At 59.6% G+C, this 16,372-nt stretch carries 14 protein-coding genes and 2 pseudogenes; 6 read left to right on the top strand and 10 right to left on the bottom strand.

Annotated elements, in window-relative coordinates; all coding sequences use genetic code 11:
* Positions 1 to 13: 13 nt before the first annotated feature.
* Positions 14 to 793, bottom strand: coding sequence for a catabolite repression control protein Crc (crc, locus tag ACA052_RS28375; protein ID WP_007934608.1), 780 nt, complete (start codon positions 791 to 793; stop codon positions 14 to 16).
* An 82-nt stretch (positions 794 to 875) separates the two neighbouring features.
* On the opposite strand from crc, the gene pyrE reads away from it, so the two are divergent.
* Positions 876 to 1,520: an orotate phosphoribosyltransferase gene (gene pyrE, locus ACA052_RS28370; protein WP_008030591.1), complete on the top strand. Its 645-nt coding sequence runs from the start codon at positions 876 to 878 to the stop codon at positions 1,518 to 1,520.
* 182 nt (positions 1,521 to 1,702) lie between these two features.
* On the opposite strand, the gene argB is transcribed toward pyrE, so the two are convergent.
* From argB to coaBC, 4 genes and pseudogenes are all read right to left on the bottom strand, one after another.
* A complete protein-coding gene (gene argB, locus ACA052_RS28365; protein WP_010465204.1) occupies positions 1,703 to 2,608 on the bottom strand; it encodes an acetylglutamate kinase in 906 nt (301 codons plus the stop codon).
* A 39-nt stretch (positions 2,609 to 2,647) separates the two neighbouring features.
* Positions 2,648 to 4,051 (bottom strand): annotated as a pseudogene (locus ACA052_RS28360) (phosphomannomutase/phosphoglucomutase); the annotation flags it as partial.
* A 286-nt stretch (positions 4,052 to 4,337) separates the two neighbouring features.
* Complete coding sequence (gene dut, locus ACA052_RS28355; RefSeq protein WP_497647750.1) at positions 4,338 to 4,793, bottom strand: dUTP diphosphatase; 456 nt, start codon at positions 4,791 to 4,793, stop codon at positions 4,338 to 4,340.
* 5 nt (positions 4,794 to 4,798) lie between these two features.
* Positions 4,799 to 6,007: a bifunctional phosphopantothenoylcysteine decarboxylase/phosphopantothenate--cysteine ligase CoaBC gene (gene coaBC, locus ACA052_RS28350; RefSeq protein WP_497650412.1), complete on the bottom strand. Its 1,209-nt coding sequence runs from the start codon at positions 6,005 to 6,007 to the stop codon at positions 4,799 to 4,801.
* 136 nt (positions 6,008 to 6,143) lie between these two features.
* Between coaBC and radC the strand changes: the two genes are divergently transcribed.
* Positions 6,144 to 6,818, top strand: coding sequence for a RadC family protein (radC, locus tag ACA052_RS28345; RefSeq protein WP_497650411.1), 675 nt, complete (start codon positions 6,144 to 6,146; stop codon positions 6,816 to 6,818).
* On the opposite strand, the pseudogene ACA052_RS28340 reads toward radC, so the two are convergent.
* A pseudogene (locus ACA052_RS28340) lies at positions 6,817 to 6,942 on the bottom strand (outer membrane lipoprotein carrier protein LolA); the annotation flags it as partial. The gene radC and the pseudogene ACA052_RS28340 overlap by 2 nt on opposite strands.
* Positions 6,939 to 8,525 carry an ABC transporter substrate-binding protein gene (locus ACA052_RS28335; protein ID WP_497647749.1) on the bottom strand — a complete coding sequence of 529 codons (1,587 nt, stop codon included), beginning with the start codon at positions 8,523 to 8,525 and terminating at the stop codon, positions 6,939 to 6,941. The pseudogene ACA052_RS28340 and the gene ACA052_RS28335, both read right to left, overlap by 4 nt.
* 446 nt (positions 8,526 to 8,971) lie before the next feature.
* Between ACA052_RS28335 and rpmB the strand changes: the two genes are divergently transcribed.
* A complete protein-coding gene (gene rpmB / locus ACA052_RS28330; RefSeq protein WP_007894701.1) occupies positions 8,972 to 9,205 on the top strand; it encodes a 50S ribosomal protein L28 in 234 nt (77 codons plus the stop codon).
* A gap of 11 nt (positions 9,206 to 9,216) precedes the next feature.
* On the top strand, positions 9,217 to 9,372 hold the full coding sequence (rpmG, locus tag ACA052_RS28325) for a 50S ribosomal protein L33 (RefSeq protein WP_007894709.1): 156 nt from the start codon (positions 9,217 to 9,219) through the stop codon (positions 9,370 to 9,372).
* Positions 9,373 to 9,564: 192 nt separating this feature from the next.
* Here the strand turns inward: rpmG and ACA052_RS28320 are convergent, their stop codons facing one another.
* Positions 9,565 to 9,927, bottom strand: coding sequence for a cupin domain-containing protein (locus tag ACA052_RS28320; RefSeq protein ID WP_219094636.1), 363 nt, complete (start codon positions 9,925 to 9,927; stop codon positions 9,565 to 9,567).
* Positions 9,928 to 10,165: 238 nt separating this feature from the next.
* On the opposite strand from ACA052_RS28320, the gene ACA052_RS28315 reads away from it, so the two are divergent.
* Together ACA052_RS28315 and ACA052_RS28310 are read left to right on the top strand one after the other, a co-directional pair.
* Positions 10,166 to 11,659, top strand: coding sequence for an aldehyde dehydrogenase (locus tag ACA052_RS28315; protein ID WP_497647748.1), 1,494 nt, complete (start codon positions 10,166 to 10,168; stop codon positions 11,657 to 11,659).
* A gap of 257 nt (positions 11,660 to 11,916) precedes the next feature.
* On the top strand, positions 11,917 to 13,059 hold the full coding sequence (locus tag ACA052_RS28310; protein WP_497647747.1) for an MFS transporter: 1,143 nt from the start codon (positions 11,917 to 11,919) through the stop codon (positions 13,057 to 13,059).
* Positions 13,060 to 13,222: 163 nt separating this feature from the next.
* Here the strand turns inward: ACA052_RS28310 and ACA052_RS28305 are convergent, their stop codons facing one another.
* Positions 13,223 to 14,791 (bottom strand): phospholipase D family protein, encoded by a 1,569-nt coding sequence (locus tag ACA052_RS28305; RefSeq protein WP_497647746.1) that lies wholly within the window; start codon positions 14,789 to 14,791, stop codon positions 13,223 to 13,225.
* 59 nt (positions 14,792 to 14,850) lie between these two features.
* Positions 14,851 to 16,284, bottom strand: a complete 1,434-nt coding sequence (locus tag ACA052_RS28300) for an aminotransferase-like domain-containing protein (RefSeq protein WP_497647745.1) — start codon at positions 16,282 to 16,284, stop codon at positions 14,851 to 14,853.
* Positions 16,285 to 16,372 lie beyond the last annotated feature (88 nt).

The raw sequence follows: 16,372 nt of genomic DNA, 5'->3' as shown, positions 1-16,372 counted from the left end.
CGACCAGTGCAAATTAAATGGTCAGCGTCCAGTCGTAGTCCACGATCAGCGGCGCGTGCTGCGAGAACCGTGGTTGACGTGGCAAGCGTGCGCTGCGAACGAAGCGACGCAGGCCCGGTGTCAGCAACTGATAGTCGAAGCGCCAACCGAGGTTGAGCATCTCGGCCTGTTCGTTATCCGGCCACCAGCTGTACTGGTCGCCTTCACGGCTGACTTCGCGCAGGGCATCGACGTAACCCATGTTGCCGACAATCTCGTCCATCCAGGCACGTTCAGGTGCCAGGAAGCCCGGGGATTGCTGGCTGTCGCGCCAGTTCTTGATATCCAGCTTCTGTTGCGCCACGTACAGCGAGCCACAGTAAATGTACTCGCGACGTTTGCGTCGCTGTTTATCCAGATAACGGGCGAAGTCGTCCATTAGCTTGAACTTCTGATTCAAATCTTCATCGCCATTCTGCCCCGAAGGGAGCAGTAAGGTCGCGATGCTGACCTTGTCGAAATCGGCTTGCAGGTAGCGCCCGTAGCGGTCGGCCGTCTCGAAACCGAGACCGCTGATGACAGCCTTCGGTTGCAGCCGCGAATACAAAGCCACGCCACCCTGGGCGGGAACTTCGGCTTCGCAGGCATAAAGGAAGTATCCATCCAGTTGGAAGGCTGGATCGTCCAGTTCAAAGGCGGAGGCGCGGGTGTCCTGCAGGCAGATGACGTCGGCATTCTGTGCTTGCAGCCAACTGAGCAAACCTCGCTCCACTGCAGCCTGAATACCATTGACGTTCACACTGATGATCCGCATAAATGGCCCCAAAAATCGCGTGCGTGTATGATACACGGCGTCAACCTAATTAGCTAAATCCGTGGTATTTGGGGTTTTTTTCATGCAAGCGTATCAGCGCGATTTCATTCGTTTTGCCATCGATCGCGGCGTTTTGCGCTTCGGTGAGTTCACCCTGAAGTCCGGGCGCACCAGTCCTTACTTCTTCAATGCCGGCCTGTTCAACTCCGGTTCTGCCTTGGCGCAGTTGGGTCGTTTCTACGCGGCAGCCATCGTCGAGAGCGGCATTGCGTTCGACGTGCTGTTCGGTCCGGCCTACAAAGGCATCCCTTTGGCGGCGACCACTGCAGTGGCCCTGGCCGAACATCACGACCGTGACCTGCCATGGTGCTTCAACCGCAAGGAAGCCAAGGCCCACGGCGAAGGCGGCAGCCTGGTTGGCGCTCCGCTGACCGGCGACGTGCTGATCATCGATGACGTGATCACGGCGGGTACCGCCATCCGCGAAGTGATGCAGATCATCGCTTCCCAGGACGGCGCCAAGGCGGCGGGCGTGCTGATCGCCTTGAACCGTCAGGAGCGTGGCAATGGTGAGTTGTCGGCGATCCAGGAAGTTGAGCGTGACTTCGGGATTCCGGTGATCAGCATTGTGTCGCTGAACCAGGTGCTGGAATTCCTGGCTGATGATCCGCAGCTCAAGCAGCATCTGCCAGCCGTAGAAGCCTACCGCGCCCAATTCGGCGTGTAACGCAATCCCCCTGTGGGAGCTGCCGAAGGCTGCGATCTTTTGATCTTGTTTTTAGAAAGCCAAAGTCAAAAGATCGCAGCCTTCGGCAGCTCCTACAGGGGTGATAAATTCCCGCAGGGATCGCGGGCAAAAAAAGACCCCGCTCAGCCAGTTGAGCGGGGTCTTTTTGTATGCGCTATCGCTTAGTGACGCTTGCGATTACTGATCAAAGTGCCCACGCCGGTATCGGTGAAGATCTCCAGCAGAATCGCATTCGGCACCCGGCCATCGATGATCAACGAGCTGCCCACACCGCCCTGAACCGCCTCCAGCGCACAACGAATCTTCGGCAGCATGCCGCCGTAGATGGTGCCGTCGGCGATCAGTTCGTCGACCTGTTGGGTGGTCAGGCCGGTGAGAACCGTGCCCGACTTGTCCATCAGGCCGGCGATGTTGGTCAGCAGCATCAGCTTTTCAGCCTTCAGCGCTTCGGCCACTTTACCGGCCACCAGATCGGCGTTGATGTTGTAGGACTCACCGTTGGCGCCAACACCAATCGGCGCGATCACCGGAATGAAGTCGCCTTTGACCAGCAGGTTCAGCAAGTCGGTATTGATCCCGACCACTTCGCCCACTTGCCCGATGTCGATGATTTCCGGTTGGGTCATCTCCGGCGTCTGGCGGGTCACGGTGAGTTTCTTCGCGCGAATCAGCTCGGCGTCTTTACCCGTCAGGCCGATTGCGCTGCCGCCATGACGGTTGATCAGGTTGACGATGTCCTTGTTCACCTGGCCGCCAAGGACCATTTCCACCACATCCATGGTCTGCGCGTCAGTGACGCGCATGCCATCAATGAAGTGGCTCTCGATCGACAGACGCTTGAGCAGGTCGCCGATCTGCGGGCCGCCACCGTGAACCACCACCGGGTTGATGCCCACGGCTTTCATCAGCACGATGTCGCGGGCGAAGCCGGTTTTCAGCTCCTCGCTTTCCATTGCGTTGCCGCCGTATTTGATCACCAGCGTCTTGCCGACATAACGGCGAATGTAAGGCAACGCTTCGGACAGGACCTTGGCGGTGTTGGCGGCGGCTTCGCGTTCGAGGGTCATTCAGGGCTCCGGCACTTCGATAAAAGGCGCGTCAATAAATCAAAACGGTAGTTGGAGATCAGGTGCAACACGCTTCAACTGGACTTTGAAAACGTCCTTGATGCGCTGCAATTCCGCCTCGTCATCAGCCTCGAAACGCAGCACCAGCACCGGTGTGGTGTTGGACGCGCGCACCAGGCCCCAGCCTTTGGCGTAGTCGACTCGCACGCCGTCGATGGTGGTCAGGTCGGCGCCTTCGCCCCACTTCGCGTCGTGCAGTGCATCAATGATGCTGAATTTGCTCTCTTCGGTCACATGGATATTGATTTCCGGCGTAGAAATATCGTTCGGGAAGGTCGCAAACAGCTCTTCCGCGGTGGATTTTTCCTTGCTGAGAATCTCCAGCAGGCGCGCAGCGCTGTAAATGCCGTCGTCAAAACCGAACCAGCGCTCCTTGAAGAAGATATGCCCGCTCATTTCGCCGGCCAACAGGGCGCCGGTGTGCTTCATTTTCTTTTTGATCAACGAGTGACCGGTCTTCCACATTAGCGGGCGACCGCCATATTCCTTGATCAACGGCGTCAGGCGGCGGGTGCATTTGACGTCGAAGATGATTTCCGCGTCAGCGTTGCGCGCGAGCACGTCGCGGGCGAACAGCATCAGCAGGCGGTCCGGGTAGACGATGCTGCCGGTGTTGGTCACCACGCCGACACGGTCACCGTCGCCATCGAAGGCCAGGCCGATGTCGGCATTGGTTTCCTTGACCTTGGCGATCAGGTCCACGAGGTTTTCAGGCTTGCCCGGGTCCGGGTGGTGGTTCGGGAAGTTGCCGTCGACGTCGCAGAACAGCGGGATGACTTCGCAGTTCAGCGCTTCGATCAGTTGCGGGGCGATCACGCCGGCCGCGCCGTTGCCGCAGTCGACCACGACTTTGAGGCGGCGAGCCAGTTTGACGTCCTGAACGATTTCGGTGTTGTAGCGATCGAGGATCTCGACCTGGGTGATACTGCCCTTGCCGCTGCTCAGGTTGTTGGTCTTGAGACGGTCATGCAGGGCCTGGATCTGTTCGTTGGCGAGGGTGTCGCCAGCGATCACGATTTTGAAACCGTTGTAGTTCGATGGGTTGTGGCTGCCGGTGAGCATGACACCGGATTTGCCGGCCAGTACGTTGGCGGCGTAGTACAGCGCAGGCGTTGGCACCAGGCCAACGTCGCTGACGTGGCAACCGGCTTCGGCCAGGCCTTTGATCAATTGTTCGACCAGTTCCGGGCCGGACAGGCGACCGTCGCGGCCAACGGAAACATTCGGTTCGCCCTGAGCCAGACTCTGGGCGCCGATGGCGCGACCGAGCCAATAAGCGGTTTCAGCATTCAGGAATTCCGGGACGGTACCGCGAATGTCGTAGGCGCGGAAGATGCTGTCAGGGAACTTGGGTGCGACTTGGGCTGGGCTGCTCATTACTGGAAATGCTCCATCTTGAAAGTGGTTGGACCTGTGCGCGAAGAACTCGTCGGCAGGTTCAAACTGAAGGATATGACGGCGTTTTCCGCAGAGAGTTCGTGGTGCGAAAAGGCCATGCCACCAATGCCAGTCAGTACCAGGCCGGCCAATACCTTGATTTTCGGAGCTAAAACTGTCGCGAATATTGCGCGATTTCCCGTAGGAGCTGCCGCAGGCTGCGATCTTTTGATCTTGTTCTTAAAAAAACCAAAATCAAAAGATCGCAGCCTGCGGCAGCTCCTACACGGGATCAATGGCTACCGGAGTGCCCGAAACCACCGGTGCCGCGCTCGGTTTCGACGAACTCTTCGACCATTTCGAAGTGTGCCTGGACAACCGGCACCAGAACCAGTTGGGCCAGTCGCTCGCCAACCACCATGTTGAAATCGGTTTGGCCGCGGTTCCAGCAAGACACCATCAGCGGGCCCTGGTAATCGGAGTCGATCAAGCCGACCAGGTTGCCCAGCACGATGCCGTGCTTATGGCCCAGGCCGGAGCGCGGCAGAATCAGCGCGGCCAAACCTGGATCACCAATGTAGACCGACAGGCCGGTCGGGATCAGCAGGGTTTCGCCCGGCTTGATCACGGTGTCTTTTTCCAGCATGGCGCGCAGGTCGAGGCCGGCGGAGCCTGGAGTGGCGTACTGTGGCAACGGGAATTCGCTGCCGATGCGTGGGTCGAGGATCTTGGCTTGCAAAGCGTGCATGTAAATTAAACCTGGTTCAGACGGTCGGCGATAAAAGTGATCAGCTGGCGAGCAATCTTGCTCTTGCTGGTCTGGGCGAAAAGTGTGGCGTGGAGCTGGCGGTCGATCACGCTGCAGGCGTTTTCTTCGCTGTTGAAGCCAATGCTCGGGTTGGCGACGTCGTTGGCGACAATCAAATCGAGGTTCTTGTCTTTCAGCTTGCGTGCAGCGTAGTCGAGCAGGTGTTCGGTTTCGGCGGCGAAACCGACACTGAACGGACGGTCAGGGCGGGTAGCGATGCTGGCCAGGATGTCCGGGTTGCGCACCATCTGTAGCAACAAGCCGTCGCCGTTCGTAGGGTCTTTCTTGAGTTTCTGTGGGGCGACGACTTCCGGGCGGTAGTCTGCGACCGCTGCAGAAGCGATAAACAGGTCGCAGGGGATCGCGGCTTCGCAGGCGGCGAGCATGTCGCGGGCGCTGACCACGTCGATACGGGTGACGCGATCCGGGGTCGGCAGGTGCACGGGGCCGGTGATCAGGGTTACGCGAGCGCCGGCTTCCACTGCCGCTTCGGCCAGGGCAAAGCCCATTTTTCCGGAGCTGTGGTTGGTGATGTAGCGCACAGGGTCGATGTTTTCCTGGGTCGGGCCGGCGGTGATCAGCACGTGTTTGCCGGTTAGCGCCTTGCGCTGGAAGCAGTCCGCCGCGCATTGGGCGAGCTCGACGGCTTCAAGCATGCGGCCCAGGCCGACATCGCCGCAGGCTTGACTGCCGGAGGCCGGGCCGAAGGCTTTGATGTGGCGGCTTTCGAGGGTTTGCAGGTTGGCCTGGGTCGCCGGGTCGCGCCACATGGCCTGGTTCATCGCCGGTGCAACGGCGACCACCGCGTCGGTGGCCAGCACCAGCGTGGTCAGCAGGTCGTCGGCAATGCCTTGGGCCAAGCGGGCGATCAGGTCCGCAGTGGCCGGCGCGATCAGCACCAGGTCGGCCCATTTGGCCAGCTCGATGTGCCCCATCGCGGCTTCGGCCGCCGGGTCCAGCAGGTCGAGGTGGACCGGGTGCCCGGACAAGGCCTGCATGGTCAGTGGCGTAATGAACTCGCTGCCGCCACGGGTCATGACCACGCGCACTTCGGCGCCCTGGTCGATCAGTCGGCGAACCAGGTCGGCGCTCTTGTAGGCCGCGATGCCGCCGCCGACGCCCAGAACGATGCGTTTCCGATACAGCCGCTGCATAGGTCTGCCTTTCATTTCGTTGATGACTGCATGGCGATACCCCCTCCCCAGGGATGAAATCGCCCGCAAAAAAGATGGGCTACGATATCACAGCGACCGCTACGGAACAGCGGTGCCCACATTCCAGGGAGGTGCTATGAGTATTCGCGATTGGCCAGCGGCAGAGCGGCCACGGGAGAAGCTGTTGGAGCAGGGGGCGACAAGCCTTTCGGACGCTGAGCTTCTGGCTATCTTCCTTCGAACCGGGGTGTCCGGTAAAAGCGCCGTGGATCTGGCGCGACATCTCTTGAGCCAATTTGGCAGTCTGCGCAGATTGCTGGAAGCGGATTTACGGACCTTTAGTGGTGAACTCGGCCTCGGGCCGGCCAAATTTGCGCAGTTGCAGGCGGTGTTGGAGATGGCCCGTCGGCATCTGGCTGAGCGCCTGCGTCACAACTCAGTGCTGGAGAATCCTTTGGCGGTGCGTGATTACCTCAAGTCGATGCTGCGTCATGAGCCTCATGAGGTATTCGCCTGCCTCTTTCTGGATTCTAAGCATCGGGTGCTGGCGTTTGAATCGCTGTTTCGCGGCTCCATCGACTGCACCAGCGTTTATCCGCGCCAAGTAGTGAAGCGTGCTTTGGCCCACAATGCCGCAGCGGTGATCCTCTGCCACAACCATCCTTCGGGCAATTCCGATCCCAGTCAGGCCGATCGAAAACTGACCAAGCGCCTGCAGGAGGCGCTGGAGCTGATCGATGTGCGGGTGCTCGACCATTTCATCATCGGCGACGGCGATCCGCTGTCCATGGCCGAATACGGGTGGATGTAACTGTAGGAGCGAGCTTGCTCGCGATAAACCTGAGAGCGCCACGGGGTGTCAGGTTTACCGCGTTATCGTTGACGATCATCGCGAGCAAGCTCGCTCCTACAGGTTTTGTGTCGGGGCGGATTATTTGAGGTTGACCTTCGAGTAGTCCTGCCGGCCGAATGGGCTGACCGAATAACCCTCGACTTCTTTGCGCGTCAGGGCGAACGCAGTCGGATGCGCCAGCGGCAGCCACAGCGCCTGCTGCTGGATCTGCGCCTGGGCCTGTTCGTAGAGCTTGGTGCGTACGCCTTGCTCGCCGGTGGTCTTGCCGGCGCTGATCAGCTTATCCAGGTCCTGGTTGCAGTAACGGGCGAAGTTGGTGCCGGACTTGACCGCCGCGCAGGAAAACTGCGGCGTGAGGAAGTTGTCCGGATCGCCGTTGTCGCCGGCCCAGCCCATGAACAGCAGGTCATGCTCGCCGGCCTTGGCGCGGCGAATCAGTTCGCCCCATTCGATCACCCGAATCTCGGCTTGGATGCCTATTTCCGCGAGGTCGGATTGCAGCAGTTGAGCGCCGAGGCTCGGGTTCGGGTTCAGCAAACTGCCGGAAGGGCGAGTCCAGATCGTGGTCTGGAAACCGTCCTTGAGCCCGGCCTTGGCCATCAGTGCGCGAGCTTTTGCAACGTCATGCGGGTAGCCCGGCAAGCCTTTGGCGTAGCTCCAGGTGTTGGGCGGGTACGGGCCGTCGGCAGCCTCGGCGGTGTCTTCGAACACGGCTTTGATGTAGTTGGCCTTGTCGAATGCGAGGTTGATCGCCTGGCGCACTTCAGGTTTGTCCAGCGGCGGATGCTGGCTGTTGATGCCGACGAACGCGGTCATGAAGGCGTCAGTCTTTTCGACGTTCAGGGTCGGTTCTTTCAGCGCGGCCTGTACGTCCAGTGGCTTGGGCGATAGGGCAATCTGGCACTCGTTGCGGCGCAACTTCTGCAACCGTACGTTGGCATCCGGGGTGATGGCGAAGATCAACGGATCCACCGACGGCTTGCCGCGGAAGTAGTCCGGATTTGCCTTGTAGCGAATTGAGGCATCTTTCTGGAAGCGCGTGAAAACGAACGGTCCGCTGCCGATTGGCTGGCTGTTGAGCTTCTCTGGAGTGCCGGCCTTGAGCAATTTGTCGGCGTATTCGGCGGAGTAAATCGAGGCGAAGCCCATGCTGAGGGTTGCGAGGAAGGTCGAGTCCGGGTGATCAAGCGTGAAGCGTATGGTCAGCGGATCCAGTGCATCGATCTTCTTGATAAGCGCGGGCAATTGCATCGATTGGGCGTGCGGAAAGCCGCTTTGGGCAACCTTGTGCCACGGGTGTGCCGGGTCGAGCATACGGTCGAAGCTGAATTTCACGTCTTCGGCCGTCAGTTCACGCGTCGGGCTGAAGTACTCGGTGCGGTGGAATTTCACCTGCGGGTGCAATTTGAAGATGTAAGTCAGGCCGTCTGGCGTGACTTCCCAGCTGTCCGCCAGGCTGGCGACCACTTTGCCGCTGGCCGTGTCAAAGTCCACCAGGCGGTTCATCAGCACGTCGGCCGAGGCGTTGGTGGTGGTCAGCGAATTGTATTGCACCACGTCGAACCCTTCCGGGCTGGCCTCGGTGCACACGCTCAGCGCGGCGGCATGGGCCAACGGGCTCAGCAGAAGGGGGGCGAGCAACAGCGGTAGGGCAGCGAGGCGCATGGTCGGATTCCTTTACAGATCGAAGGCCCATCTGCAAGTGCAGTCTGGAAAATGCTTACCCTAGTGGGCTCTTTTGCAAATGACTATCCCCTTTTTCATTTTAAGGGGACTATGTGCGATTGTTTTCGGTGCGTGCCGATTGAGAAAAATCCTGAATTGGCGTGTTGGCCGATTCTCTGCGACGAGCGGTCTCTAGCGACGATAGCCTTTATCCAAGGCGCTCGGAGCCGGAAAAATGGGGTTTTTATCAACTCCACGCACACGGAATGTTGTTGCTCTTCAGTCTTTCTGGTATAAAGCAGCGCTCTTTTCTAGGGGCCCGGTTCCTTCACTGTAGGTGTAGCCGGTAAGACCTCTAAAGAAACGCGGCGCCTGGCGCCAAATGACTGAGAGATTAAGCGGCCAACCCATGCCGGGTTGGGCATGTGGTTTTAGAGGGCTGAGGCATGTCGAGAGTATGTCAAGTTACCGGTAAGGGTCCGGTGACTGGGAATAACATTTCCCACGCAAACAACAAAACCCGTCGTCGTTTCCTGCCGAACCTGCAGCATCATCGCTTCTGGGTTGAAGAAGAGAAACGTTTCGTGCGTCTGCGCGTATCTGCCAAAGGCATGCGTATCATCGACAAGCGTGGCATCACTGTCGTGCTGGCCGAAATCCGCAAAGCCGGCAAGATCTAAGGGAGCTAATCATGCGTGAATTGATTCGTTTGATTTCGAGCGCCGGTACTGGTCACTTCTACACTACCGACAAGAACAAGCGTACTACCCCGGACAAAATCGAGATCAAGAAATTTGATCCGGTTGTTCGCAAGCACGTGATCTACAAGGAAGGCAAAATCAAGTAATTGATTTTTTCCTCTTTACGAAAAAGGCCCGTATCGCGAGATACGGGCCTTTTTTGTTGCCTGTCAATTTTGCGTTGTCTGGACCGGCCTCTTCGCGAGCAAGCCCGCTCCCACATTGGGTTTGTGAACGACGCAAATCAAATGTGGGAGCGGGCTTGCTCGCGAAGGGGCCAGCCCGAACAACACAAATCCTCAGGCCTTCTGTTCAAACGCCACATAGATTTTGCGGCATGTCTCCAGCACTTCCCAGGTGCCCCTGAACCCGGCCGGGATCACGAAGCGATCGCCCGCGCGCACGGTTTTACTGTTGCCGTCGTTATCGCGCAGCACTGAAACGCCCTGCACGATTTCACAGTATTCGTGCTCAGTGAAATTCACGTGCCATTGGCCGACCGCACCTTCCCAAACGCCTGCATTCAACTGGCCGCAAGGGCTGTTGTAGTGGTTGTACACCGCTTGCTCGGGGTCGCCCTTGAGGACTTTTGCCGGGTCCGGCCGATAGCGATCGGGCTGGGTGGTGGCCTGGCTGAAGTCGACGATGTCCTGGATGCTCATTGTTGTTATCCCCCGTGATTGCGGCGCGAGTGGTTAGAAAGACCAAAGTCTATGTTTATTAAAATGAACATCGCAAGGCCGTTTGACGGTGTTATGTCAAATATATTGAAACTTCACCTGCCGCTGGTTTAGGGTGGCGGTTGCCTTGGGCCGAAAATGCAGGCTGGCCGGGCAGAATTCCTGGGGACGCCCGCGAAGAACGCGCGGCGCTCGTATTCAATAAGAGGAGGACACTCGAATGACCACCCTGACTCGTGCCGATTGGGAACAACGGGCTCGCGATCTGAAGATCGAAGGCCGCGCCTACATCAATGGCGAATACACCGATGCCGTCTCCAGCGAGACTTTCGAATGCATCAGCCCGGTCGATGGCCGTCTGCTGGGCAAGATTGCCAGCTGTGACGCCGCCGACGCCCAGCGCGCTGTTGAAAACGCTCGCGCCACCTTCAATTCCGGCGCCTGGTCGCGCCTGGCGCCGACCAAGCGCAAAGCCACCATGATCCGTTTCGCCGGCCTGCTCAAGCAGCACGCCGAAGAGCTGGCCCTGCTTGAAACACTGGACATGGGCAAGCCAATCAGCGATTCCCTGTACATCGACGTTCCCGGCGCGGCGCAAGCCCTGAGCTGGAGCGGCGAAGCCATCGACAAGATCTACGATGAAGTCGCAGCGACCCCGCACGATCAGCTGGGTCTGGTAACCCGCGAGCCGGTCGGCGTCGTCGGCGCCATCGTGCCGTGGAACTTCCCGTTGATGATGGCCTGCTGGAAACTCGGCCCGGCGCTGTCCACCGGCAACTCGGTGATCCTCAAGCCGTCCGAAAAATCCCCATTGACCGCCATCCGCATCGCTGCGCTGGCCGTCGAAGCCGGCATCCCGAAAGGCGTGCTGAACGTGCTGCCGGGTTACGGTCACACCGTTGGCAAGGCCTTGGCCCTGCACAACGACGTCGACACCCTGGTGTTCACCGGTTCGACCAAGATCGCCAAGCAGCTGCTGATCTACTCCGGCGAATCGAACATGAAGCGCGTCTGGCTTGAAGCCGGCGGCAAGAGCCCGAACATCGTGTTTGCCGATGCACCGAATCTGCAAGAGGCTGCCGAAGCCGCTGCTGGCGCCATCGCCTTCAATCAGGGCGAAGTCTGCACTGCCGGTTCGCGTCTGCTGGTCGAGCGTTCGATCAAAGACACCTTCCTGCCGCTGGTGATTGAAGCGCTGAAAACCTGGAAGCCGGGCAATCCGTTGGATCCGGCGACCAACGTCGGCGCGCTGGTGGATACCCAGCAGATGAACACCGTGTTGTCCTACATTGAGTCCGGTCATACCGATGGCGCCAAACTGGTGGCTGGCGGTAAGCGCATTCTTCAGGAAACCGGCGGCACCTACGTGGAGCCAACGATTTTCGACGGCGTGAGCAACGCGATGAAAATCGCTCAGGAAGAGATCTTTGGCCCAGTGCTGTCGGTCATCGCTTTTGACACCGCCGAAGAAGCCATTGCGATTGCCAACGACACGCCTTACGGCCTGGCCGCTGCGGTCTGGACCAAGGACATCTCGAAGGCTCACCTGACCGCCAGGGCGCTGCGTGCCGGTAGCGTGTGGGTCAACCAGTACGACGGCGGCGACATGACCGCACCGTTCGGTGGCTTCAAACAGTCGGGCAACGGCCGCGATAAATCGCTGCACGCGTTCGACAAGTACACCGAGCTGAAGGCGACCTGGATCAAGTTGTAAGTCGTAAAAGGGGGGCCTGATCAGGCCCCCGAAACCTACAAAGACCCCTGTGGGAGCAAGCCTTTGTGGTGAGGGGATTTATCCCCGTTCGGCTGCGCAGCAGTCGCAAAACCAGTTCGCGCGGTGTAGTTGATATTCCGTCAGTTCGGGTTTTGGGGGCGCTACGCGCCCCAACGGGGATAAATCCCCTCGCCACAAAAGCTCGCTCCCACAGTGCTTTGTGCAGTCTGAAAATAATATCCACAGGAGCGTGGAACATGCGTTGGGCGACTTATTTCGCCGTGTTGGCGTCTGTCTTGAGTGTCGGCCTGGCCTTGGGCGTCAGCATGCCGTTGGTGTCGTTTCGGCTGGAAAGCTGGGGTTACGGCTCGTTCGCCATCGGCGTGATGGCCGCGATGCCGGCCATTGGCGTACTGCTGGGCGCGAAGATCTCCAGCCACTTGGCGGCGCGTCTCGGCACGGCCAATCTGATGCGTCTGTGCCTGTGGGCCGGGGCGGTGTCCATCGGCCTGCTGGCGCTGTTGCCCAGTTATCCGATCTGGCTGCTGCTGCGGTTGATGATCGGGGTGGTGCTGACCCTTGTTTTCATCCTCGGTGAAAGCTGGATCAACCAGTTGGTGGTCGAGCAATGGCGCGGGCGACTGGTGGCGCTGTACGGCAGCACCTACGCGTTGAGTCAGCTGGGTGGGCCGTTGCTGTTGGGCGCGTTGGGCACCGAGCACGATTACGGTTTTTGGGTCGGCGTCGGTTTGCTGGTAGCGGCACCCTTGCTGTTGCTGGGCCGTAGCGGTGCACCGACCAGTGAGGCGAGCAGCGTGACCTTTGGTGACTTGCTGGGCTTCTGCCGGGGTCTGCCAGCCATTGCGTGGGCAGTGTCGCTGTTTGCGGCGTTCGAAGCGATGATCCTGACGTTGCTGCCGGTGTATTGCCTGCAGCAGGGCTTCACCACGGACATCGCTTTGGCGATGGTCAGCACAGTGGTAGTGGGCGATGCGTTGTTGCAATTGCCGATTGGCGCGTTGGCCGATCACTTGTCGCGGCGCACGTTGTTCACCGGCTGTGCGGTGGTGTTGCTGGTGTCGAGCCTGGCGATTCCGCTGTTGATCGACACGTTGCTGATCTGGCCGTTGTGGGTGTTGTTTGGCGCCAGTGCCGGGGGCTTGTTTACCTTGTCATTGATTTTGATCGGCGAACGCTATCGCGACGATGCGCTGGTGCGGGCTAATGCTCACATCGCGCAGTTGTGGGGGATTGGTTGCCTGGTCGGACCCTTGGCCGCCGGTGCCGGCAGCCAGTGGATCAGTGGGCATGCGTTACCACTGCTGATGGCGGCCGGGGCGTTTGGATTGGTGATTCTGGTGTCGCGGCAGGGGGCGTTTGGCGTGGCTCAGCCGGCGTAGTTTTGTAGCAGCTGGCGAAGCCTGCGTTCGGCTGCGCAGCAGTCGTAAATTCAAATGCCGTGGTCCTTCAGATAAACCCTGCCAGCCGGGTTTACGACTGCTGCGCAGCCGAACGCAGGCTTCGCCAGCTGCTACGGATCGCGTTCTGGCACCTGGCGCGCGCCTACAACATCCGCTCCAGGCCGACGGTGGTGCTCATCCAGGCATTGAAGCGCCGCCACCAGCTTCCCGGTTCCTTGGTGAGGGTGTGCATTTTGCCGTCGTCTTCAGTGACCCAGACGATTTGGCCCTGCTCCAGTTTCGCTTGGTAACTCACGGGCGGCGCCATGCCCTGCAGTGCCAGTTCGCGGAGGTGTCTGGCCAGTTCCGGGCTGTCCACCAGCACGCCGACTTCCGTGTTCCACAGCACCGAGCGCGGGTCGAAGTTGAACGAGCCGATAAAAGACTTCTGCTGATCGAAGATCATGGCTTTGCTGTGCAGACTGGAGTCCGAACCCTGCGAGGATTTGCTGGCAAACAGATGCGGCCCGCTACCACCGCCTTCGCCGGGCTGGCGACGCAACTCAAACAACTGCACGCCATGCTCCAGCAGCGCCTTGCGATACGGCGCGTAACCGCCATGCACCGCCGGCACGTCGGTGGCTTCCAGTGAGTTGGTCAGCAGTCTCACCGAGACGCCGGCATCGGCACGCCCGGTCAGGTACACCAATCCCGGTTGGCCAGGTACGAAGTAGGCCGAGATCATGATCAGCTCTTTACTGACGCCATTAAGCTCGGGCGCCAACTGCGTGGTCAGCAGCAACTGAGGGTCCGGTTCGCCATTAGCCAGCACCTTGCTCGGTGCATCCCACAGCGCCTGGTTCCACGCCCAGATGAGTTGCCGGCGCCAGATATCCATGCGCGGGTGTGTCGTGTAGGTCATCAACTGCTGATAGAGCGCGTGATTCTGTTTGCGGGTTTCCTCCAGAGATTCCTCGAGTCGGGTTCGGGTGTTCTCCAGGTCCTTGGCCGTCGGCTTGCTCGTGAGAAATTCGTCGATCGGCTTGCTCAGGGCGCTGTTCCAGTACTGATCGAAGCTGTGCCCCAGTTGCTCGGCGACCGGGCCGACGCTGAGCATGTCGATGTCGGTGAAATTCAGATTGGGCTCTGCATCGAAATACTCGTCGCCCAGGTTGCGCCCGCCCACAATGGCCACGCTGTTGTCCGCCAGCCAGAGTTTGTTGTGCATGCGTCGGTGCTGCTGCGACAAATTGAACAGGCGCCCCAGGGTCCGTGTAACACCGGTGCTGCGCCCTAAGTGCAGCGGATTGAACAGGCGGATCTGAATTTTCGGGTGCGCTGCAAGCGTCGCGATAATCCAGTCCAGGCCGTCGCTGGTGGTGTCGTCAAGCAGAATACGCACGCGCACGCCACGGTCGGCCGCCTTGAGCAGTTCGTCCACCAGCATCCGCGTACTGATGCCGTCATGAACGATGTAGTACTGCAGATCGAGGCTGCTTTGGGCGTTGCGGATCAGCTCGGCGCGGGCGGTGAAGGCTTCGGTGCTGTTGGGCAGCAGTCGAAAGCCGGATTGCCCTTGGTGGGGCGCGGCCTGAGCCTGGATTGATCGGCCAAACGCCGAGTCACTGGCGGGTAACGCCTGGCTTGGTTCGCGCTGAACATTGAGGTTGGCGCAACCGCCCAGGAACGAGGCAAGTAGCAGAAGAGCGAGCAGGGGCTGTCTGACTCTCACGTAGGAACGTTCCGATTGGCGGCAGTTGTCGGCATATGACGCTGGTTTCCGGAGAAAGGTCAGTCACTGATGTGATTGGTTTGCGCCAGCAACTTGATCGCTGCGGCACCGACCTTGCGCACCGCTTCTTCAATCAACGGTGTTGGCTTGGCAGCGTAGTTCATGCGCAGGCAATTGCGGTGCTTGCCCGAGGCGGAAAAGATACTGCCCACGGCAATCTGTACGCCTTGGTCGTGCAGGGCGCGATTCAGTTTCAGGGTGTCGAAGCCTTCCGGCAATTCGACCCAGAGCATAAAGCTGCCTTGCGGGCGACTGGCCCGGGTGCCGGCCGGAAAATAACGCGTCACCCAGTCGATCATCACGTCGCGATTGCGTTGATATTGCGTGCGCATACGACGCAAATGCGGTTCGAAGTGCCCGGCCTTGAGGAATTCGGCGATGGCGATTTGCGGTTGCGGCGCGGTGGAGCCGGTGCTGATGTATTTCATGTGCAGCACACGTTCCAAATAGCGACCCGGCGCAACCCAACCGATCCTCAAGCCCGGCGCCAGCGTCTTGGAAAACGAACTGCACAGCAAGACACGGCCGTCTTCATCGAAGGATTTGATCGTGCGAGGTCGCGGGTAGGTGTAGGCCAGTTCGCCATACACATCGTCCTCGACGATCGCCACGTCGAAACGCTGTGCGAGCGTCAACAACGCCCGTTTTCGCGACTCCGGCATGATGTAGCCCAGCGGGTTGTTGCAGTTGGGTGTCAACTGTATGGCTTTGATCGGCCATTGTTCCAAGGCCAGTTCCAGTGCATCGAGACTGATCCCGGTGAGCGGGTCGGTGGGGATTTCCAGGGCCTTCATGTTCAGGCCCTTGAGTGTCTGCATTGCGCCGTGAAAGCTCGGTGAATCCACCGCGACGATGTCGCCTGGTTCGCAGATGGCGCGAATGCTGGTGGACAACGCTTCGTGGCATCCGGTGGTGATCACCAGGTCGTTGGCCGTCAACTGGCAGCCGGAATCAAGCATCAATCGGGCAATCTGCTCGCGCAGTTCGAGGGTACCGTAGATATTGTCGTAATACAGGCCGGGCATGTCCTGCCGCCGGCTGATGCGCGCGAGGTTGCGCAGCAAGGGTTTCATGGTCGGCGTAGTGATGTCCGGCATGCCGCGCCCCAATTGCACCACATCCTTGCGCGGAACGGCGCGGATGAGTTCCAGCACCTGATCCCATTGCGAAATATCCACCGGGCGCTGGGCGGGCCGGCCAATCGCCGGCAACTCCGGCAGCTCCCTGCTGACGGGCACGAAATATCCCGACTTGGGTTTCGGCGTCGCCAACCCACTGTCTTCCAGCACGCGGTAGGCCTGCTGCACGGTACTCAGGCTGACCCCGTGTTCGACACTCAGCGCCCTGACTGACGGCAGCCGGTCACCGGGGCGATAGAAGCCCTGTTCTATACGCGTGCCGAGCAGTTCGGCGAGATTGACGTAAAGGGTCATGGCGCAGTCTCGTGAGGGATGGTTCGACCGACCCATACAGATTAGGCAAAAAATTGTGATTCAGAGGTCGGAATGGCGGATCTGTATG

The sequence above is a fragment of the Pseudomonas sp. LBUM1644 genome (assembly GCF_059716195.1).
The sequence above is the reverse complement of the archived record's forward strand: the minus strand, read 5'-3'. Positions and strand labels throughout refer to the sequence as shown.